Origin of the sequence: uncultured Helcococcus sp. (assembly GCF_946998255.1) — a bacterium.
Taxonomy (GTDB): domain Bacteria; phylum Bacillota; class Clostridia; order Tissierellales; family Peptoniphilaceae; genus Helcococcus.
In genome coordinates this window covers 38,836-59,288 of record NZ_CAMPYN010000001.1, presented here as the reverse complement: position 1 = coordinate 59,288, position 20,453 = coordinate 38,836, and the positions used below count along the sequence as shown (strand labels likewise).

General features: G+C 29.0%; 19 protein-coding genes and 1 tRNA gene. 19 read left to right on the top strand and 1 reads right to left on the bottom strand.

Going from position 1 to position 20,453, the window contains the following annotated elements; translation table 11 throughout:
- A partial coding sequence (locus Q0U66_RS00290) for a transglycosylase domain-containing protein (RefSeq protein ID WP_297376236.1) occupies nucleotides 1–2,064 on the bottom strand: 2,064 nt, incomplete at its 3' end.
- 132 nt (nucleotides 2,065–2,196) lie between these two features.
- On the opposite strand from Q0U66_RS00290, the gene hflX reads away from it, so the two are divergent.
- The 19 genes from hflX to Q0U66_RS00195 all read left to right on the top strand — a co-directional run bounded on the left by hflX (nucleotide 2,197) and on the right by Q0U66_RS00195 (nucleotide 20,453).
- A complete protein-coding gene (gene hflX, locus Q0U66_RS00285) occupies nucleotides 2,197–3,459 on the top strand; it encodes a GTPase HflX (RefSeq protein WP_297376234.1) in 1,263 nt (420 codons plus the stop codon).
- Entirely contained in the window at nucleotides 3,460–4,119 is a 660-nt protein-coding gene (locus Q0U66_RS00280) for a YigZ family protein (RefSeq protein WP_297376232.1), read from the top strand. It abuts the gene before it with no gap.
- Nucleotides 4,119–4,850 carry a YebC/PmpR family DNA-binding transcriptional regulator gene (locus tag Q0U66_RS00275; RefSeq protein ID WP_297376230.1) on the top strand — a complete coding sequence of 244 codons (732 nt, stop codon included), beginning with the start codon at nucleotides 4,119–4,121 and terminating at the stop codon, nucleotides 4,848–4,850. The genes Q0U66_RS00280 and Q0U66_RS00275 overlap by 1 nt, the downstream gene beginning before the upstream one ends.
- Nucleotides 4,840–5,550, top strand: a complete 711-nt coding sequence (locus Q0U66_RS00270) for a TIGR01906 family membrane protein (RefSeq protein WP_297376228.1) — start codon at nucleotides 4,840–4,842, stop codon at nucleotides 5,548–5,550. The genes Q0U66_RS00275 and Q0U66_RS00270 overlap by 11 nt, the downstream gene beginning before the upstream one ends.
- Nucleotides 5,543–6,295 carry a prolipoprotein diacylglyceryl transferase gene (gene lgt / locus Q0U66_RS00265; RefSeq protein ID WP_297376226.1) on the top strand — a complete coding sequence of 251 codons (753 nt, stop codon included), beginning with the start codon at nucleotides 5,543–5,545 and terminating at the stop codon, nucleotides 6,293–6,295. The genes Q0U66_RS00270 and lgt overlap by 8 nt, the downstream gene beginning before the upstream one ends.
- Nucleotides 6,296–6,543: 248 nt before the next feature.
- Entirely contained in the window at nucleotides 6,544–6,975 is a 432-nt protein-coding gene (gene mraZ / locus Q0U66_RS00260; protein WP_297376242.1) for a division/cell wall cluster transcriptional repressor MraZ, read from the top strand.
- Between the two features lie 16 nt (nucleotides 6,976–6,991).
- A complete protein-coding gene (rsmH, locus tag Q0U66_RS00255; protein ID WP_297376224.1) occupies nucleotides 6,992–7,927 on the top strand; it encodes a 16S rRNA (cytosine(1402)-N(4))-methyltransferase RsmH in 936 nt (311 codons plus the stop codon).
- A 24-nt stretch (nucleotides 7,928–7,951) separates the two neighbouring features.
- The gene (locus Q0U66_RS00250; RefSeq protein ID WP_297376222.1) at nucleotides 7,952–8,443 is read left to right on the top strand and encodes a septum formation initiator family protein; all 492 of its coding nucleotides are present in this window, start codon (nucleotides 7,952–7,954) and stop codon (nucleotides 8,441–8,443) included.
- Nucleotides 8,443–10,689 (top strand): penicillin-binding transpeptidase domain-containing protein, encoded by a 2,247-nt coding sequence (locus Q0U66_RS00245; RefSeq protein ID WP_297376219.1) that lies wholly within the window; start codon nucleotides 8,443–8,445, stop codon nucleotides 10,687–10,689. The genes Q0U66_RS00250 and Q0U66_RS00245 overlap by 1 nt, the downstream gene beginning before the upstream one ends.
- Nucleotides 10,686–11,636, top strand: coding sequence for a phospho-N-acetylmuramoyl-pentapeptide-transferase (gene mraY, locus Q0U66_RS00240; RefSeq protein ID WP_297376218.1), 951 nt, complete (start codon nucleotides 10,686–10,688; stop codon nucleotides 11,634–11,636). The genes Q0U66_RS00245 and mraY overlap by 4 nt, the downstream gene beginning before the upstream one ends.
- An 11-nt stretch (nucleotides 11,637–11,647) precedes the next feature.
- Nucleotides 11,648–12,970 carry a UDP-N-acetylmuramoyl-L-alanine--D-glutamate ligase gene (gene murD, locus Q0U66_RS00235; RefSeq protein ID WP_297376216.1) on the top strand — a complete coding sequence of 441 codons (1,323 nt, stop codon included), beginning with the start codon at nucleotides 11,648–11,650 and terminating at the stop codon, nucleotides 12,968–12,970.
- Nucleotides 12,963–14,159 (top strand): FtsW/RodA/SpoVE family cell cycle protein, encoded by a 1,197-nt coding sequence (locus tag Q0U66_RS00230; RefSeq protein ID WP_297376214.1) that lies wholly within the window; start codon nucleotides 12,963–12,965, stop codon nucleotides 14,157–14,159. The genes murD and Q0U66_RS00230 overlap by 8 nt, the downstream gene beginning before the upstream one ends.
- Nucleotides 14,159–14,232 (top strand) — tRNA-Arg (locus Q0U66_RS00225). Before Q0U66_RS00230 ends, Q0U66_RS00225 begins: the two co-directional genes overlap by 1 nt.
- Before the next feature lie 108 nt (nucleotides 14,233–14,340).
- Entirely contained in the window at nucleotides 14,341–15,396 is a 1,056-nt protein-coding gene (gene ftsZ / locus Q0U66_RS00220) for a cell division protein FtsZ (protein ID WP_297376212.1), read from the top strand.
- Nucleotides 15,397–15,406: 10 nt separating this feature from the next.
- Nucleotides 15,407–15,856, top strand: a complete 450-nt coding sequence (gene nrdR / locus Q0U66_RS00215) for a transcriptional regulator NrdR (RefSeq protein WP_297376209.1) — start codon at nucleotides 15,407–15,409, stop codon at nucleotides 15,854–15,856.
- A 53-nt stretch (nucleotides 15,857–15,909) separates the two neighbouring features.
- Complete coding sequence (locus tag Q0U66_RS00210; protein WP_297376240.1) at nucleotides 15,910–17,238, top strand: replication-associated recombination protein A; 1,329 nt, start codon at nucleotides 15,910–15,912, stop codon at nucleotides 17,236–17,238.
- Nucleotides 17,228–18,616 carry an asparagine--tRNA ligase gene (gene asnS, locus Q0U66_RS00205; protein WP_297376207.1) on the top strand — a complete coding sequence of 463 codons (1,389 nt, stop codon included), beginning with the start codon at nucleotides 17,228–17,230 and terminating at the stop codon, nucleotides 18,614–18,616. Before Q0U66_RS00210 ends, asnS begins: the two co-directional genes overlap by 11 nt.
- Before the next feature lie 53 nt (nucleotides 18,617–18,669).
- The gene (locus Q0U66_RS00200; RefSeq protein ID WP_297376205.1) at nucleotides 18,670–19,551 is read left to right on the top strand and encodes a TraX family protein; all 882 of its coding nucleotides are present in this window, start codon (nucleotides 18,670–18,672) and stop codon (nucleotides 19,549–19,551) included.
- A gap of 122 nt (nucleotides 19,552–19,673) precedes the next feature.
- Nucleotides 19,674–20,453: a Yip1 family protein gene (locus tag Q0U66_RS00195; protein ID WP_297376203.1), complete on the top strand. Its 780-nt coding sequence runs from the start codon at nucleotides 19,674–19,676 to the stop codon at nucleotides 20,451–20,453.

The window sequence follows — 20,453 nt, the reverse complement described above, 5'->3', positions numbered from 1 at the left end:
ATAGGCTGAGGCTACATCCATGGTAGTTAAGCCTTTAGATAAACCACCCAAGGCAGCAGATAGGGTTTCGTCATTTGAAGATGGATTTTCTTCTTTTGTAACAAAATTATCATTTTCTGGATCATCAGGATCAATTATTCCAAATTTAGTCATATATGACTTAAATTTATCCATTCCTAATTCATCAAATATTTTAATAGTACTTGCGTTTTGAGATTCTAACAATGCTTTTCTTGTAGTTTGGATACCTTTGTAGTAGTTATAAAAGTTTTTTGGCCAAGGTCTGCCGTCCTGTATAGAATGAGGGGTATCATCCGCAGGATCAGCTAAGGTTCGTCCTTCCTCTAAAGCTGGTGCATATACAGCTATAGGCTTTATAGATGAAGCAGGACTTCTTGTGTAATTAGTTGCTCTATCAATTGTGTCATCAGGACTATCACCCCTTCTTGACACCATAGCCACAACTTCAGCTGTCTTAGAATCTAGTATTACAGTTGATGACTGTGGTTGAACTGTACCAACAGTCTCAACAGTATATAAATCAGAATTTAACGTAATTCCGTTTTCACCTTCTTCATAAAAATTATTATCGGATTGGTCAAAGTATTCTTTTTTAATTGTAAATCCACCTGAATTATTTTTTACTACGTTGTCTTCAGGCATTTCTATGGAACCAATTCTATAACTTACAAGTTCTCTTTGGTCGCTAACTCCAAAGAATGGGGTAAAGGTAATGTATCTTCCTCTAAGTTGAATTCTTGAAGAATTTATTGTTAAATCCCCATTTTCAGAAAGTTTATATGCTTGTTTAGGAACAAATACCTTGTTGTCATTGGTTAGTATATTAGATTTCTTTACATATATTTTTTGACCATTATTAGAGATGATATCTCCACTTGAATCGAAGGATAAACTACTAAATATTGGTCTTCCTGAACGTGAAGTATTTCTAAAGATTTTTGCGAAATCCTTGTAGGTTGCTTCAAGTTTTTCTTGTACATCCCAATCAATTGTAGTAGTAATACTTAAACCACCAGTATAAAATAGATTACTTGCTTCTTCATAAGTCATGTCTTGACTTTTCATTATTTGTTTAATGGCTTGTTTTTTAATTAAGCCGGCTATGTGAGAAGAGTAATCTTTAGTTAATTTACTTGCTGGTTGTAAACTACCTATTAAATCAAAGTTTTTTGCTTCATCATATTCTTCTTGGCTTATTTTGCCTAGTTCAAGCATCTTATTTAAAGTTAAATTTTTTCTAGATAAAACTTTATCATTGGAAACTGCTTTATAAGAATGACCTGACACATTATAGTCTCCAATTACATTGGCATCTTCAGGAACTGAAGCTGGCGGATATGCTAAAAATAAAGCGAATTTAGCAGGAGCTTGAACTATAGAGGCTAAGGTAGCTTGTTGAGCTAGATTTAAATCTTTTACAGATTTTGAAAAATAAGTTTCAGCAGCTGCTTCTACACCATAGGAATGTTGTCCAAGAAAGACTTTATTTATGTAAGCTTCTAAAATCTCTTCTTTAGACAATTCTGATTCAACTTTTAAAGCCAAATACATTTCAGTTATTTTTCTTTCCCATTTTACATCATTAGTTAAATATACATTTTTAACTAATTGTTGAGTAATGGTAGAACCACCTTGTACTATACCACCAGAACTTATGTTTTGAACTATAGATCTAGCTATACTATTTAAATCTATACCATTATGTTGTAAAAATCTTTCATCTTCAATTGATATAAAAGCATCTATTAAATGCTGAGGTATATCTTCATATTTTATTAGCTCTCTATATTGACCATCAGAACCATATGCAATAGATTCTATCATGTTACCATCTTTATCATATATTTTTGAGTTTTCATCTAAGGTTAACATTATATTTTTAGGTTCAATTTTTGGAGCATTTTCAGCAACTTTTACCATTGAAATTCCAAGCATAGCGCTAACAACTACAGCTACCATACTTGCAACTAATACGAATAATAGGATTATTTGAAGGATTGACTTAAGTAAGACCCATATTCGGTTATTTGAGTTTTTAATCATTTTTTCTCCTTATTTACAATATTTCAATTATAATATATGCTATTATACCATAGATAAATATCAAATTAAATATTAGGATTTATGGATTATACAGCTTGACTGACTTTTGATATAATATATTTAGAGGTGAAGATGATCAAGGAAAAAGTTTTAATTGTATTATTAAATGTAGATAATCAGTATAGTGTATCTGAAATTGAATACAAGATAAGCGAATTAAAAGAGTTAGTAAGGGCTTCTAATGCAGAAGTTAAATATACTGTAGTGCAAAATGCTGGTAATATAAATCCTAAATATTATATTGGAAAAGGTAAAGTTGAAGAAATAAGATTACTTTGTGATAATCATAATATTGATACTGTAATATTTAATCATGATTTATCAGGTAGTCAAATGAAGAATTTAGAAGATATTATAGATAGGAAGATTGTCGATAGGACTGGATTAATTCTAGATATATTTGCAAGAAGAGCTAAAACTAAGGAAGGTAAATTACAAGTAAAATTAGCCCAGTTAGAATATAGGCTACCCAAATTAGTTGGCTTTAGAAATTATCTATCCAGGGAAGGAGCTGGTATAGGTACTAGGGGACCTGGTGAACAAAAACTTGAAATTGATAGGAGATCTATTCAATCTGAAATCACATCGATTAAACATAAACTAAAAAATGAAAAACTTAAAAAAGAGACAAAGACAAAGAAGAGATTCAATTCCAAATTACCTAGTGTATCACTTATTGGTTATTCAAACTCAGGAAAGTCTACTATACTAAATAGTTTATTAGCAAAAAACACTAAAGACAATAAGTATGTATATTCTGACAATTTACTTTTTGCTACTTTAGACACATCTTCAAGAACTATTAGATTAGATAATGATAAGGATATAATTATTAGTGACACTGTTGGTTTTATTAGTGATTTACCAACAGGGTTAGTTGAGTCTTTTAAATCAACTCTAGAAGAAATAAAAGAATCTGATTTATTGGTATTAGTAATTGACTCTTCAAATGAACAGTATGAAAATCAAATACAAGCAACTTTAGATGTATTAAAAGAAATGAAATTAGAAGATAAAAAAATACTTTATGTGTTTAACAAAATTGATCTTGTAGAAGATTTTAAGGATTACAACAATTTTGATAATGAAATTTATATATCAGCGCTATTAGATGAAGATATAGATGCTTTAATAGTAAAAATAAAAAATATTTTATACGCTGATTATGACTACTATAAGGTATTAATACCCTATGATATTTATGATGATTTAATTTCTCTTATTCCTAACAAAATAAGAGAAAATCAAATATATAAAGAAGATGGAATCGAAACATTTATTTATATTAATAAAAAAGATTTACCATTATACAAAGATATAATTAAGGATGAATAGATGGAAGAAAAATTAAAAGATGAATATACCACTATTTTAGGCCATAGTATTAAAGAAATTGAAATTAAAAAATCTAGGTTTATTGCCAATTTAAAAAGATGTAATAGTGAAGAGGAATCTCTTGCTTTTATAGAAAAAATAAATAAGATGCATAGGGAGGCTACCCATAACTGCACGGCCTATATAAATGGACCAAGGCAAATGGTTCAAAGATATAACGATGATGGTGAACCACAAGGTACAGCAGGTATACCTATGCTAGAGGTCTTAAAAAAGGAAGGCCTTACTGATATAGCAGTAGTAGTAACAAGATATTTTGGTGGTAAAAAACTTGGAGCTTCTGGACTAATAAGAGCCTATGGCGGAGCTGTTTCTGAAGTTTTACAAACTTCTAAGATAGTTGACCTCAAAAATTTCTATAAAATTAAACTTGTATTCGACTATACTTTTTTAGGTAAAATAGACAATTATATATCTGAGAATAATTTTTATCTTAAAAGTAGAGACTATTTAGAAAAAGTAGAAAATACTATGTATATTAGTGTAAATGAATATAAGAAATTTAAGAGTGATTTATTAGATATGACAAGTGCAAACATAGAAATAGACATTGAAGATGTAATATTATTACAAGTGAGTAAAGGAGAGATAATAGAATAATGGCTGGACATAATAAATGGAGTAAAATAAAAAATAAAAAAGGTGTTGCTGACGTAAAGAAAGGAAAAATGTTTACTAAAGTAGGTAGACAGATTACGGTAGCGGTTAAAGAAGGTGGAGAAAATCCAGAATACAATGCTGCCTTACAATCAGCTATAGAAGATGCGAAAGCAATAAATATGCCAAATAAAAACATAGAAAGAGCTATAAAGGCAGCTAGTCAAAACCTAGACTCTGCTAATTTTGAACATGTTTTATATGAGGGCTATGGACCTGAAGGTATAGCATTTATAGTTGAAGGATTGACTGATAATAGAAATAGAACTGCTCCAGAGATAAGACATGCTTTTGATAAACATGAAGGAAATTTGGGTACAGATGGATCTGTTGTTTTTATGTTTGATAGATTGGGTGTAATCCAACTAAAAGGAGAAAATCATAATCAAGAAGAGCTTATGGAATTAGCTTTGGAATCTAATGCTAATGATGTAGTTGAAGAAGATGGTATTTCTGAAATATTTACTAGCGTAGAAGATTTCCATCAAGCTAAGCAAGTTATCAAAAGTAAAGGTTATGAAATAGAAAATTCTCAAATAATGTACTTACCTAAAATGACTAATACCGTCAGTGATCCTGACAAGAAAAAATTATTAGAAAGCTTGATTGAAACTTTAGAAGACAATGATGATGTACAAGATGTGTATCATAACTGGGAGAATGATGAAGACTAATAAAAAATTGAACATTCTATATGTTGCTTTGGCTATTATAGTGATACTTTATTGCCTAACATCTGCCATACATCAAATTTCAAATGATAGGAATTATTATAAAGATTATGTTGTAAAAAATGAATTAGATAAACAAGTTAATTTAGATGAAAAACAAATATTTGATCTCTATGATTCTTTGATAGATTATATAGATACTGGAGATGAGAACTTAATAAAAGATAATTTTAATAATAGAGAAGTTTTGCATATGAAAGATGTTCATCAATTGTTTAACTTAAATAAGCAAATAAACAAAGCAAGTATGCTGGTATTTTATCTTTTTATTTTAATGAATTTTATTATAATAATATATAAAGAAAAATCTAAGACATTAACTGAAAAAGATTTAATTAGATTTAGTGAAAAGACAAAATTAGTTAAAAATTATATTCTTGTTATTATTGTAGCAATGTTAATTTTATCTATTTTTATTGCTAGTGATTTTAGTAAATATTTTATAAAATTTCACGAATTGTTTTTTGACAATGATTTATGGGTATTAAATCCCGAAACAGATATTATGATAAGAATGTTACCAGAAGATTACTTTATGAAGATGGCAAGTAGAATCGCTTTTTCCTTTATTTCGAAACTTGCTATAATAATAATTATATTAATGGGCTTATCATATTTAGCAAAAAGGAGACAAAATGTTTGAATACAATGGAAGTAGAATTGCTTTTTCTTTATTTGGTATAGATGTGTATTGGTATGGATTACTTATAGTATCAGGTATGGTTTTGGCAATAAGTTTAATAGCAAATGAGTTGAAAAAACAAGGTGAAGATCCAGACTTGATTTACGACTTATCTTTATGGGTTATTCCCGTTGCCATAATTGGTGCTAGATTGTGGTATGTAATATTTGAATTTGATAGGTATGACACTATATTAGAAATGATAAATGTTAGAGACGGTGGTCTCGCTATACAAGGTGGTATAATAGCTGGTGTAATCAGTGGTTATATATTCTCTAAAAGAAAGAAAGTAGATTTTATAAAATTATCTGATATAATATTTATATTTTTACCTCTAGCCCAAGCTATAGGAAGATGGGGAAACTTTATAAATAATGAAGCTTATGGTTATGAAACTAATTTACCATGGGCTGTTATCATCGATGGTAAGTCATACCATCCAACATTCTTTTATGAGTCTTTTGCTAACTTTATATTATTTATGTTTTTATGGTATTTATATAGGAATAAAAAACTCAAAGCAGGAACTACTACGTCTTTATACTTAATATTTTATGGAATAATAAGATTTTTCGTAGAAGGCTTACGAACAGACTCACTTTACTGGGGTCCTATAAGAGTTGCTCAATTATTATCAATAGTATTTATACTTGTAGGTATAGCATTGTTGGTTTATATGAATTCAAAAAAGAAAAAAGACATATAGAAATATTACAAAAAATTAATAATACAAAATATAGTTGCTTATATGGTGTGAAGCACTAAATAAGCTGAAAATTATGAAAGTATTTACATGAAAAATGTAAATACTTTTTTTTGTTTTTAAAATTCTATAAAAATAATGTTTAGATATTGAGAATTCTCAAGTTTAAGCTTGTAAATTTCAAAATATTAGTATAGAATATAGGCAAGTGGTAACACAGTGGAGTGTTAGTGGAAGAAAGTGGTGGAATTATGTTTATAGGTGAATACAATCATTCAATAGACAATAAGGGAAGAGTAATCATGCCTTCTAAATTTAGGGAAGAGCTTGGTGAAAAGTTTTACGTGACCAAGGGAATGGAAGGTTGCGTTTTTGTCTATGATGAAAATGAATGGCACCGCTTAGAAGAAAAAACTAAACAACTAAGATTGACTTCTAAAAAGGCAAGACAATTTGAAAGAATCTTCTACGCACCTGCAAGAGAAATGGAATTTGATAAACAAGGAAGATTTGTAATACCACAAAACTTAAGAGAATATGCAGATATTTCAAAAGAAGCTACCATAATCGGGGTTTCTTCAAGAATTGAAATATGGGATACAGATAAATATGAAGAATATATGAAGTCTGAAGATATGGATTATGACAACATATTCGAAGATTTTGAGGATTTAGGAATATAGAAAGTAGATGGCTGATATGAAATTTCAACATGAACCTGTATTGTTAGCAGAAACAATTGAGGCGTTAAATATTAAAGAAAATGGAATATATGTTGATTGCACCGTAGGTGGAGCAGGCCATTCAATTGAAATTTTAAAAAGAGTGGGTAAAGATGGTCGTTTAGTTGCTATAGACCAAGATGCTAATGCTTTAATGGCGGCCACTGAAAGGCTTAAAGAATATAAAGATCAGGTATATTTCATTAAATGTAATTATGCCTATTTAGGGCAAATATTAGATGAATTAAATATTGATAAAGTAGACGGAGTATTGATGGACATAGGAGTTTCTTCCCATCAATTAGATGAGGGGAATAGAGGATTTTCCTATCATCAAGATGCCCCATTAGATATGAGAATGGATAGTGACCAAGAGTTAACAGCTAAAGATGTCGTTAATACTTATAGTCAAGAAGAATTAGAAAATATTCTTTGGAACTATGGTGAAGAAAAATGGGGAATGAGAATAGCTGAATTTATAGTAAAGGCAAGAGAAGAAAAAGAAATTGAAACAACCTTTGAGCTAGTTGAAATTATTAAGGCAGCTATTCCTAAAAAAGTCAGAATGAATAGCAAACATCCAGCTAAAAAAACCTTCCAAGCTATAAGGATTGAAGTAAACAAAGAGTTAGATGTTTTAGAAACAGGCATACATTCGGCAGTTGATAGGTTAAAAGTTGGTGGAAGATTGGTAATAATTACCTTCCATTCTCTGGAAGATAGAATAGTTAAAACTAATTTCAAAGAATTAGCACAAACTTTTGAATATCCACCAGAAATACCTATACAAGCACATGAAAAGACTGAAAAAATAAAAGTAATTACAAGAAAACCAATTGTTGCATCTAAAGAAGAATTAGAAAAAAACAATAGGTCCAGGTCTGCAAAACTAAGAGTAGCAGAGAGAGTTTAATTTATAAAATAAGAAGAGGTTAAAATGGAAGATTTAAGACAAATTCAATTAAATAATAATTTTACAGGAGCTTTATCTTCCAATAACAGGCGAAGTAGAGTTAAAAAAGCAAATAAACAAAATATAAAAATTAATTATTATAAGCTTAAAAGTAGCTTAATTAAAATTAATATATTAGGAATGTTTTTTGCTGTAATATTGTTAGCTTCTTCTTACTCTAACATGGTTAAATTATCTTCTAATAATTTAGTTTTGAAAGAAGAAATTGAGGGATTAAAAACAGAGCTAAACAATATAGAAACTATAGCTATGACAACAAATTCTTTATCTAGAATAGAGAAAGTAGCTAAATCTAGGTTAGAGATGTCTTATCCAGATGAAAATAGCTATGTTGCTCTGGAAAATGTGGATAAGATTAATACAGCAAAAGAAAAAGATAGTAAAATAAAGATGGCAGAAAATGATAATAAATCTTTAATGTCAACACTTGGCAAGATTTTTGGTAGTGGTGAATAATGAGAAATAGACAAAAAAATAAAAAGCTAAAAACAAATGAAAAGATATTTCGTGTTCTTTTGTTTTTAGCTTTTTTACTTATAACATATATAGGAAGATTATTTTCTTTACAAATAATTGATAAATATAATTATAAAGAAAAAGGAAACAATGTATCATTAGTAGGTAGGGCTATAAAACCTGAAAGGGGTAATATATACGATAGAAATGGTAATCCATTAGCTGTGAGTCAAAGAATAGAAAGCTTATATATGCTAAATGTGGTTAGCGAAGAAGAAAGTAAAAAGGCTCTAGATATTATAAATAATAAAGTATATTTTGATAGTCTAAGTCAAGAAGAAAAAGACAAATACCTAAATACTGCTTCATTAGCTATATATAAAGAAGAAGAAATATCTAAGATTGCAAAAATATTGAAGGTTGACGAAGAATATTTGTATAACTTTATAAAGGAAAATAAAGAAGATTTTATATATAAGTCATTAACTAAATATCAAAAAGATCAATTGCAACTATTAGATCTTCCATACTTATTATTTTTAAACCAAGATGATAGATATTATCCAAATCATGAAATATTATCTAATACACTAGGTTTTGTTGAAAGTGACGGTCAAGCTAACTACGGTTTAGAAAAATATTATGATGAAATATTATCTGGTAAGGAAGGTTACAGAGAATTTTTCAAAGCTCTTAGAGGAACAGAAATACCTTACACCAAAGATAAGGATGTTAAAGAAGAGGAATCAAAAGATCTAAGAACCAGTATAAATATTGAATACCAAAAAATAGTACATGAATATTTAACAAAGGTTGTGTATAGGTTGAAACCTATGTATACAACAGCTATACTTTCTAATCCTAATAATGGTGAAATTCTAGCTATAGAATCTCTTCCTAGCTTTGATGCTAATGAGCCAAGAAAACTAGATTCTGAAATTGATAATATGTTTTTAAAACATATAAAAGTAAGCCAAGGTGATTATTTACTAAGCAAGTGGAATAATAGGGCTGTCTCAAATCAATATGAGCCTGGTTCAACTTATAAAACTATTACTGCTGCATTGGCTTTAGAAACAAATCCTGATTTAGCTAATAAGGTATATCAAGATAATGGTTATTATCAATTAGCACCAGGAGTTGTAATAAGATCATGGAGATATTGGGATCCACATGGACCACAAAACCTAAGAGAAGCATTTAAAAATTCATCAAACCCTGTATTTGTTCAATTAGCTAAAGATATAGGTAAAGAAGATTATGTAAAATATGCAAAAGGTTTTAGATTTGGCCAAAAATCAGGCATTGATTTACCAAATGAAGTTGAAGGTAATTATCCTAAGGATGCTAATATAAACGATGTAGATTTTGGAACCTTATCATATGGACACTATTTAAATGTAAACCCAGTTCAATTAGTTGCAGCATTGAATTCGGTTGTAAATGGTGGAAAATATTATAAACCTCATATCGGTCAAGCTGTATTAGATAAAGATGGAAAAGTATTATATGAAATTGGTGAAGAGTATAAAAATAGAACAATATCAGAAAGTACTTCTAAAGAAATTAATGAATACATGAACTATACAGCAACTGAATTTAAGTTGAATACTGGTGGCTATGAATTTGGTGCTAAAACAGGAACAACTGTAAAATATAAATCTGATTCTATTTTTGATTCAAATAATCAATATCCAGATAATATAGCTTCTTTATATGTTACTTATCCTGCTGATAAACCTGAGTTAAGTTTATTAGTTATTATAGATGAGCCTTTAGTAAATAATTCTAGTACTGAAACTATAAGTATGGCCAAAGGAATAATGGAAGATATTTTGAGTTTAAAGAAGAACGAAAAAAATCCTGATGAAAAGGCTCAATTAGTAAGAATACCAGACTTTAATGGACAAACAGTCGAGGAAGCTAAAACAAAATTAGATGAAATAGGATTAGATACATTTATAGAGTCTAATTATGGAAAATACCATATTGTAAATGACCAATATCCTGCAAAAGGTAATATGATTGAAGCTGGGTCTACAATAGAGTTAAAAACAGATGGTAATATAAGAATTCCAAATTTAATTGATATGGATATAGATGAAGCTTTAAGTTTGTTGGAAAATAACAATATACCATATGAAGTTAAAAATAATGGTAAGTTTATAGAAAGTCAATCTATAGAGTCTGGAGAAGTTCTTAAAAAAGATTCCAAGCTTATAATTACATCAAAGGAGAAAAAATGAGCAATACTTTAATATTTATTTTAGCTATAGTTTTAACTATGTTAGCTACAGCTGCATTAATTCCATTCTTAAAAAAGAAAAAATATGGGCAACCAATAAGAGAAGAAGGAAATAAGGAACATTATAAAAAATCAGGAACACCTACTATGGGAGGTGTTGCATTTACTTTAGTCTTTATACTATCTTGTATTTTGTTTATAAGATTCAATGTACATGTCTTATTCATTGTCTTATATACTTTAGCCTATGGTTTGATAGGATTTATTGATGATTATGCTAAGATTGCAAAGGGCAACAACTTAGGTTTAACAGAAAAACAAAAACTTATATTACAATTTGGAGTTGCTTTTGTATTATTAATTTTACAATATTTCTTACTTGATATAGATATGTCAAAAGTAAACATTCCTTTATTTAATGTAGATATCAATGTAAGTATATTTATAATACCAATATTGATGTTTATAGTAGTTGGAACAACCAATGCTACAAATTTAACTGACGGTTTAGATGGCCTCTTATCATCTGTATCAATACCTGTCTTTTTAGGGATTGCTTATTTGGCGAAGGATACTAAAGTGGAAGTTGCAACTAGTGCGATAATATTTGCTGGAGCTTTAATTGGATTTTTAGTTTTCAACTCCAATCCAGCATCAATATTTATGGGGGACACTGGTTCCATGGCTATTGGTGGTGCTATAGTATCTATGTTAATTTCAATAAATAAACCAATATATTTAATTTTTATAGGTGGAATATATTTCTTAGAAGCTGTATCAGTACTTGTACAGACTATATACTATAAAAAATATAAGAAAAGAGTATTTTTGATGGCTCCAATACACCATCACTTTGAATTAAAAGGTTATAAAGAAACTAAAATTGTAGCAGCTTTTACAACTGCAAGTGTGATTTTAACACTATTCACAATTTTGATTATTAGATAGCGTAGGTAAATATGCAAGTGAAAAATAAAAATATTATTGTTTTCGGTTTAGGGATAACCGGGAAATCTGTAGTAAAAGCTCTATCAAACTTAGGAGCAAATGTTTTAATTTATGATGATCGTCCTTATGAAGAATTAAAAAATGATGTATTCTCAATTTCAGATTATAACTTCGGCATAATTCATGAAGATGTAGATGTAAATTGGGAAGAAATAAGTTTGCTCATAAAATCTCCTGGCATAAACCTAAATAATCAATTTATACAGTTAGCTATTTCAAATAATGTTGAAGTAATATCAGAAATAGAATTAACATATAGAATATATGGTGGTGATAGATTTATTTCTATTACTGGTACTAACGGCAAAACAACAGTTACTTCACTTATTGGACATATTTTAAAAGCTGCGGGTAAAAAAGTAAAACTGGTAGGAAATATAGGTGTTGGCTTATTAGCTGAAATGGAAAAATCTGATGAAGACACCTTATATGTTTTGGAACTTTCAAGTTTTCAATTGGCTAGTACAAGAGATTTTAGGTCTAAAATTTCAGTAATTACAAATATTAGCCCTGATCATTTAGATTGGCATGGAAGTTTCGAAGAGTATTATAAGAGTAAGCTAAATCTAATAAAAAATATTAAAGATACTGATTTACTAATTGTTAATAAAGATGATGATTATTTAAATAAGCTAACTGCTAATAGAATACAGTATTTTTCAATTAATACTAAAACAGATGCTTATTTATCTGAAAATGAACTTATAAGTGGTGATTTCACATATGATAAGGATAATATGCAACTTGTCGGTAAGCATAATATAGCAAATGTTTTAGCGTCGATACTAGTCGCTCAAGAATGTGGTATAGCTAATGAAATGATTAGGGAGGCGCTAAATTCATTCAAGCCAATAAAACATAGGCTGGAATTTATTTCCGAAATAAAAGGCGTAAAGTATTATAATGATTCTAAAGGGACAAATGTGGATTCTAGCAAGGTTGCTTTGGATTCTTTTGATGATAATATAATCCTTATTGCAGGGGGATATGATAAAGGCGTAAAATTTGATGATTTATTTTTGGATCCAAAAAAAATCAAGAATTTAATTTTAATTGGGCAAACAGCGAAAAAAATAGAAGAAACAGCTATAAACTATGGTTTGAAAAATATAAATATTGTAAATGATATGGCAGAAGCAGTTAAGCTAGCTTATAAAACAGCAGTTAGTGGAGATGTAGTTTTACTATCACCAGCTTGTGCCTCATGGGACATGTATAAAAACTATGAAATTAGAGGGGATGATTTTAGAAATCTAGTTAAAAGTTATGAATAAGAGAAAAAACAAAAGAGGGATTATCAATAGATATTTAGATAAGTATTTCAATTATCCTGAAAAAAACAATCAATTTAATATATATTTATTTTTATCTATTCTTGCTTTGTCTTTTGTTGGACTATTAGTTTTGTTTAGTGCTTCATCATATTTAACAATCAAATATGATACCTCAACTTATCATTTTGTTTTAAGACAAGCAATGTTTTTAACTGTTGGTATAGTTGTAATGATCATAAGCTCAAAATTATCCTATAAGTTTTATAAAGATCATGCAAAGATTTTATATATTATAGGTATTATACTTTTAATCATGGTATATATACCTGGGATAGGGAATTTTGAAAAAGGTGCGAGAAGAAGTGTGAACTTAGGTATAACTTTTATGCCTTCTGATATAGCTAAGTTTACTTCAGTAGTATTTTTAGCTAAATATTTAATAGATAATAGAAAAACCATGTATAAGTTTATGGAAGGATTTTTCTATCCGGTACTTATAATTATCTTTCCTTTCTTACTTATAGCTATGCAAACGGATTTATCTACTTCAATAGTTGTTTTTGTGAGCCTTTCTTTAGTATATTTAATTGGTGGTTTTAATTCCAAATTTATGCCGATTTTAATTAGTGGAGGAGTTCTTCTATTGATTTTAATAATATTTGGATTAAAAGATTACCAAATTGCAAGGATAACTGGTTTTCTAAATCCCGAAGCTGACTACCAAAACCAAACTTGGCAAGTATTAAATGGATTATTTGCAGTAAGTCGAGGCGGGATTATAGGTCAAGGTTATGGTAAATCAATTTATAAATATGGGTACCTATCAGACGAAGTAAGTAATGATATGATTTTTTCTGTAATAGGTGAAGAATTCGGATTTTTAGGTTCAGTTTTATTTCTTATTTTAGTATGTACAATAACTTATTTAATAATTAAAACTGCTATTCAAAGTAAAGATTTGTTTGCGAAATTATTAGTATTTGGAATTTCTATGGTTTATGCCTTACAATCATTCATAAATATAGGTGTATCTCTATCACTAATACCTAATACAGGTATAAACCTACCTATGGTATCTAATGGGGGGACCTCATTGGTTGCCTTTTGCTTCATGTTTGGAGTGGTATTGAATGTTTCAAGATATAATAATGAGAACAAACAAAGAGATAAGTCCAGAAAAAGGATATAGAGCATTTAGTTTAATGGTAAAACAGGACAGTCCGAATGTTAAGTTAGGGGTTCGATTCCTCTAATGCTCGCCATTAATAAAAAACACATAAAAGTTTTAAATTTTAATAGTCTTTGATATAATATATTAAAGTGTTACAAAATAGTTAAGAATATATTTAAATTTATAAGCGGAGGAATATATGAGCAATTTTGATATGGAAGTAGACAACATGGGTCTTGCAAAAATCAAAGTAATTGGTGTTGGTGGTGGTGGAAACAACGCTATCAGCAGAATGAAGGAAGAAGGTTTGACTGGAGTTGAGTTTATAGCTGTTAATACTGACAAACAAATATTAGATGCTATAAATACAGATGAAGTTTTACAAATTGGAACAAAAATTACAAGAGGTCTAGGTTCTGGTGGTAACCCAGAAGTTGGTGAAAAAGCTGCTGAAGAAAGTAAAACAGAAATTTCAAACATGCTTGAAGGCGCAGACATGGTATTTGTAACTGCAGGTATGGGCGGAGGTACTGGTACAGGTGCTGCACCTATTATAGCTCAAGTAGCAAAAGAATTAGGTATACTTACAGTAGCAGTTGTTACAAAACCATTCATGTTTGAAGGTCGTACAAGACAAAAACAAGCTGAAAATGGTATAGAAAGTCTAAAAAATAATGTAGATACCTTAATAGTTGTTCCTAACGATAGATTATTACAAATATCAGAAAAAAGAACAACAATGATTGATGCCTTCAAGATGGCTGATAAAGTAATCTTAGACGGGGTTAAGGGTATATCAGATTTAATAGCTGTACCAAACATGATTAACCTTGACTTTGCAGACGTTGAATCAGTTATGAAAGACCAAGGTGTAGCACACATGGGTATAGGTTATGCATCAGGTGAAAATAGAGCTGTTGAAGCTGCAAAAGCTGCAATCAAATCACCTCTATTAGAAACATCTATAGATGGAGCAAAAGCTGTATTAATTAATATTACAGGTAATGATTTAGGTCTATTTGAAGTAAATGAAGCATCAGAATTAATTAGAAACCAAATTGACCAAGATGCAAATATTATATTTGGTGCTGGTACAGATGAAAGTCTAAAGGATGAAATTAAAGTTACAGTTATTGGTACAGGTTTTGACAATAGACGTATTGTATCTTCATCAAATTCCAACAAACAAGTACAAAACAATTCTCCAAAATCAGATGATAATCAAGAGTTTGTAATACCTGATTTTTTAAGATAGGATTATTAAAATGAAGTGTCCTTATTGTAATTTTCATGACTCAAAAGTCATAGACACTAGACCAACTGATAACAATGAATCAATTAGACGAAGAAGGTCTTGCTTATCTTGTGGTAAGCGCTTTACAACTTATGAAAGAGTTGAAGGGCAAACATTAGTAGTTATAAAAAAAGATGATACTAGAGAAGCTTTTCAACGTAGTAAAGTCTTAAATAGTTTGATAAGAGCAGCTGAAAAGAGACCAGTAAAATTAGAAACTTTAGAAAATGCTGTTGATGAAATTGAAAAAGAAATTAATCACTTAAACCAAAAGGAAGTAACATCCGCTTACATAGGTGAGCTTGTTATGGATAAATTAAAAGGCATAGATAAAGTTGCTTATATAAGGTTTGCATCTGTATATCGTGAATTTGAGGATGTACAATCATTTGCAGACGAAGTTGAAAACTTAAAAGATTAGATAAATGCCTTCTTGAAGGCATTTATTTTTTATAAAGGATTAATATGGATAACTTGGATTTTTTCTCAATGAATAAAGAAAAACAATTAAATCACTTTAAGCCTCTAGCAGCTAGACTTAGACCAAATACCTTGGAAGACTATGTGGGCCAAGAACATTTAATTGGGAAAGATAAACCTTTGTATAGGATGATAAAGGCTGATAGATTATCATCTATGATTTTTTATGGTCCTCCTGGTACAGGAAAAACTACCTTAGCTTATATTATAGCAAAGGCAAGTAAGATGAACTTTGTTGAATTATCTGCAACTTCTTCCGGTGTTAAAGATATCAAAGATGTAGTAAAAAAAGCTGAAGAAAACCTATCTATGTATTCAATAAGGACCTTATTATTTATAGATGAGATACATAGGTTCAATAAAGCTCAACAGGATACATTATTACCACATGTTGAAAGTGGATTAATAATATTAATAGGTGCGACTACAGAAAATCCTTATTTTGAAGTAAACAAGGCTTTAATTTCTAGGTCTCAAGTCTTAACTTTAAATAGTTTTACTGATGATGATTTAAGGATATTGATAGATAGGGCTCTAAAGGATAAAGAAAATGGCTTTGGTAAATTAAATGTAAGTATAAGTGACGAGGCGGTAAATTACTTAATAAGAACAAGTAATGGTGATGGAAGGAATTTATTAAATAGTTTAGAAATTGCTGTTTTATCAAGTAATGATAATGAAAATATAAATATTAATTTAGAAGATATTAAAAATAGTATTATTAAAAAAGCTGCAGTATATGATAAATCTGGAGACCAGCATTATGATACAATATCGGCTTTTATAAAATCAATGAGAGGGTCAGATCCAGATGCTTCAATATACTATTTAGCAAAGATGTTGGTTGCTGGGGAAGATATAAAATTTATTGCTAGACGAATAATTATTTTTGCTTCTGAAGATATTGGTCTGGCAGATCCAAATGCTATGAATATAGCTAACTCAGCTTTCCAATCAATTAATGTAGTTGGTATGCCTGAGGCTAGGATTATACTTGCTAATGCAGTTTTATATATGGCCCTAGCTCCAAAATCTAACTCAGCTTACATGGCTATAAACAAGGCTATGTCATTTGTGAAAGATAATAAAGACTTTGACATACCAAATCATTTAAGAGATAGTCATTATAAAGATGCTGAAAAATTAGATCATGGTAGAGGATATAAATATCCTCACAACTATGAAAATTCATATGTTGCCCAAACTTATTTACCTTATGACATTAAAGATTTAATTTTGTATAATGAAAGAGATACAGGTTTAGAAAAAGAATTAAATTCTAGACTTAAAGAAATAAAGAAAAGGAGAAGAGATGGAAATTAAAGACTTATTTAAAAGCTACAAAAATTTTGTAGGTCAAGAAATTGAAATCCATGGATGGATAAAAAAATCTAGACAATCTAAAAATATTGGATTTTTGGAAATAAATGATGGTACATTCTTTAATAATGTGCAAGTTGTTGTTGATTCTAGTTTAGATAATTTTAATGAAATATTTCACTTAGGCCTATATTCAGCTATAAAAGTAAAGGGGATATTAGTAGAGCCTGAAAATGCTAAACAAGACTTTGAAGTACAGGCTAAAGAAGTGAATATTTTGAATGAATCATCTAGTGACTATCCTCTACAAAACAAGAGACAAACATTCGAATATTTAAGAACTATGCCTTCTTTGAGATCCAGAACAAATGCTTTTAATGCTGTGTTTAGGGTAAGAAGTGAGTTAGCCTTTGCTATTCACAAGTTTTTCAATGAAAGAGGTTTTGTATACATCCATACTCCTATCATCACTGCATCAGATGCGGAAGGTGCAGGTGAAATGTTTAGGGTAACCAACCTAGATTTAAATGATTTACCAAAAGATGAACAAGGTAAAGTTGATTTAACTAAAGATTTCTTTGGTTCAGAATCTAATTTAACAGTATCCGGTCAGCTTGAAGTTGAAAGTTTTGCTATGACTTATTCAAAGGTATATACCTTTGGACCAACCTTTAGAGCAGAAAATTCAAATACACCTAGACATGCTGCTGAGTTTTGGATGATTGAGCCAGAAATAGCTTTTGCAGAATTACCACAAGTTATGGACTTGGCTGAAGACATGGTTAAGTATATTATTAATCATGTTCTAGAAACTCTACCTGAGGAAATGAACTTATTTAACCAATTTGTAGAAAAAGGTATTATTGATAAATTAACCAACATAGTTAAATCAGATTTTAAGAGAATTACTTATACTGAAGCTATTGATATTTTAGAAAAATCTGATAAGAAATTTGAATATCCAGTGGAATGGGGAGTTGACTTACAAACTGAGCATGAAAGATACTTATCAGAAGAAGTATTCAATGGACCAGTTTTTGTTACTGATTATCCTAAAGATATAAAATCATTCTACATGAAGCTCAATGACGATAAAAAGACCGTTGCAGCAATGGATTTATTAGTTCCTGGAGTAGGGGAATTAATTGGTGGTTCTGAAAGAGAAAATGATTCTGAAACTTTAGAAATGTTGATGGAAGAAAAAGGAATTAACAAAGAAGATTATCAATGGTATACAAACCTAAGAAGATTTGGTGGAGTAGCTCACGGTGGTTATGGACTAGGTTTTGAAAGAATGGTTATGTATATGACTGGTATGAAAAATATAAGGGACGTTATACCATATCCAAGAACAGTAGGATCAATGAAAAAACACAAATAATAAATTATAGTTAAATAGTTGGGGAAACCCAACTATTTTTGTATAGGAGGAACATGTCAACTTTTGCATTTAAAATGATAGCTACTATATTAATGTTTGTAGACCATTTAGCAGCTAGCCTTCAATTAAGTAATAGTAATTTAATATCATATGAAAGTTTATCTTTTATGAGATCACTGGGTAGGATGGCCTTACCAATATTTGCATACTTCCTAGTAATTTCATATGGGAAAACTAGAGATGTCAATAAATATATTTCCAGGTTACACCTAGGAGCCATTATATCTCAAGTACCTTTTTCCTTACTATTTAATCAAAATTTATATGCTTATGAGTCCATAAGTTTTTTTAAGTATCAGTATGAAAACTTAATATATATTATTCTAATTATTGTTAGCTACTATATTTTTATAGCCAATAAAAAGTTTACTAAAGACCTATTTATTATATGCTTGGCCTGGTTAATTTCTCCATTAAACATATTCTATAAGGGGAATTACATATTTAATCCAGCCGATTTAAATATTTTTTATGAATTAGGTATATCACTTATAGTCATATGTTTATTGGATAAACTTATAAATCTGAATAAGACTTATACTATAGAAGCTTCTTTAGCTATTATATCCATATTAGTAATAAGCTATTTTATTGATAAAGTTGGAAATTATGGCTTTTCAGTTCTTTTATTAATAATGTTGCTTTTTGCCTCTAGAAATAACCAATATATACAAAGTGGAATTATTGCTTTATGGGGATGCTATATGTATTCTTACAATATTACAAATGTAATTTTTGTAGTTTTAGCAGGAGTATCTTTATTATTTTATAATGGTAAAAAGGGTAAAAACTTAAAAAGTTTCTTTTACTTTTTTTATCCTTTGCATATGCTTTTATTAATCTTTTTAAGGTCAAAGTTTTTCATTAACCTATAAGTCAGTAAACAAAATTAATAGTTTTGTATAGTTATTTATGATATTATAAATTTGTAAGTTATAAGTCATTTAATAATTTTATAAATGGCAAGCAAATCAATATTATGGGTACAGGAGGGAATATGGACGATAAATTAAATAATAATGAAAGTAATAATAATTTTGAAGAAAACAATAATCAAGAAGAAAGAAAACAGCTTGAATTAGAGCTCACAGGCAAGAGTGAATCATATGAAAATAATAATACCTTTAATAAGAAAGAATTTACAAATATATTTGCAGATATATTAGAAACATCAAAAAAATGGTTTACTAAACAACCTTTAAGTGCTTTTTCTAAAAAATTAGATATGCAAACTAGTTTAAGTCTATTAGCTAGTCATCTATTAATTTCAATGATAATATTTTTCTTATCATTTAATAGTATTGTATCAGTAATGGATGGACTTAATATGATTAATCGTTCTGGATTATCATTTAGAATGATTTTACCAATATTTTCTATGCATATCATATATTATCTTTTACTAACAACAACAATTATGTTAATAGCTAAATTGATAAAAACCTCTGAAAATAGCTTTAAGGACTCTTTATCATTAGTATCTATTGCATTGATACCTGTGACTGCCTTAGCTCTGGCGAGCTTAATAATAGGATTTATTATTCCACAATTAATTCCTGTTTTTTATATAATGCAATTTATAGTTTATTTAATTTCATTATACATGGGTTTAATGGTTCATCTTGGAAAATCTGAAAAATCTCTATTTTGGATTTATCCTACAGCTATAACTATCATGCTTATATTATTTATCTTAATAATGGGAAGTATATCTAGAGCTATAGTTACAAGCCGAGTTAATAGTATAAATAATTTTAATTTCTTTAATGGATTTTAA

Bases quoted from the DNA above. Each gene is read 5' to 3' on its own strand.
- Q0U66_RS00230 (WP_297376214.1), top strand. From the start codon at position 12,963: ATGAATAAGAGAAAAAACAAAAGAGGGATTATCAATAGATATTTAGAT.
- Q0U66_RS00275 (WP_297376230.1), top strand. From the start codon at position 4,119: ATGGCTGGACATAATAAATGGAGTAAAATAAAAAATAAAAAAGGTGTT.
- Q0U66_RS00280 (WP_297376232.1), top strand. From the start codon at position 3,460: ATGGAAGAAAAATTAAAAGATGAATATACCACTATTTTAGGCCATAGT.
- Q0U66_RS00270 (WP_297376228.1), top strand. From the start codon at position 4,840: ATGAAGACTAATAAAAAATTGAACATTCTATATGTTGCTTTGGCTATT.
- Q0U66_RS00200 (WP_297376205.1), top strand. From the start codon at position 18,670: ATGTCAACTTTTGCATTTAAAATGATAGCTACTATATTAATGTTTGTA.
- Q0U66_RS00250 (WP_297376222.1), top strand. From the start codon at position 7,952: ATGGAAGATTTAAGACAAATTCAATTAAATAATAATTTTACAGGAGCT.
- mraZ (WP_297376242.1), top strand. From the start codon at position 6,544: ATGTTTATAGGTGAATACAATCATTCAATAGACAATAAGGGAAGAGTA.
- lgt (WP_297376226.1), top strand. From the start codon at position 5,543: ATGTTTGAATACAATGGAAGTAGAATTGCTTTTTCTTTATTTGGTATA.
- rsmH (WP_297376224.1), top strand. From the start codon at position 6,992: ATGAAATTTCAACATGAACCTGTATTGTTAGCAGAAACAATTGAGGCG.
- Q0U66_RS00245 (WP_297376219.1), top strand. From the start codon at position 8,443: ATGAGAAATAGACAAAAAAATAAAAAGCTAAAAACAAATGAAAAGATA.
- mraY (WP_297376218.1), top strand. From the start codon at position 10,686: ATGAGCAATACTTTAATATTTATTTTAGCTATAGTTTTAACTATGTTA.
- ftsZ (WP_297376212.1), top strand. From the start codon at position 14,341: ATGAGCAATTTTGATATGGAAGTAGACAACATGGGTCTTGCAAAAATC.
- hflX (WP_297376234.1), top strand. From the start codon at position 2,197: ATGATCAAGGAAAAAGTTTTAATTGTATTATTAAATGTAGATAATCAG.
- murD (WP_297376216.1), top strand. From the start codon at position 11,648: ATGCAAGTGAAAAATAAAAATATTATTGTTTTCGGTTTAGGGATAACC.
- Q0U66_RS00195 (WP_297376203.1), top strand. From the start codon at position 19,674: ATGGACGATAAATTAAATAATAATGAAAGTAATAATAATTTTGAAGAA.
- nrdR (WP_297376209.1), top strand. From the start codon at position 15,407: ATGAAGTGTCCTTATTGTAATTTTCATGACTCAAAAGTCATAGACACT.
- asnS (WP_297376207.1), top strand. From the start codon at position 17,228: ATGGAAATTAAAGACTTATTTAAAAGCTACAAAAATTTTGTAGGTCAA.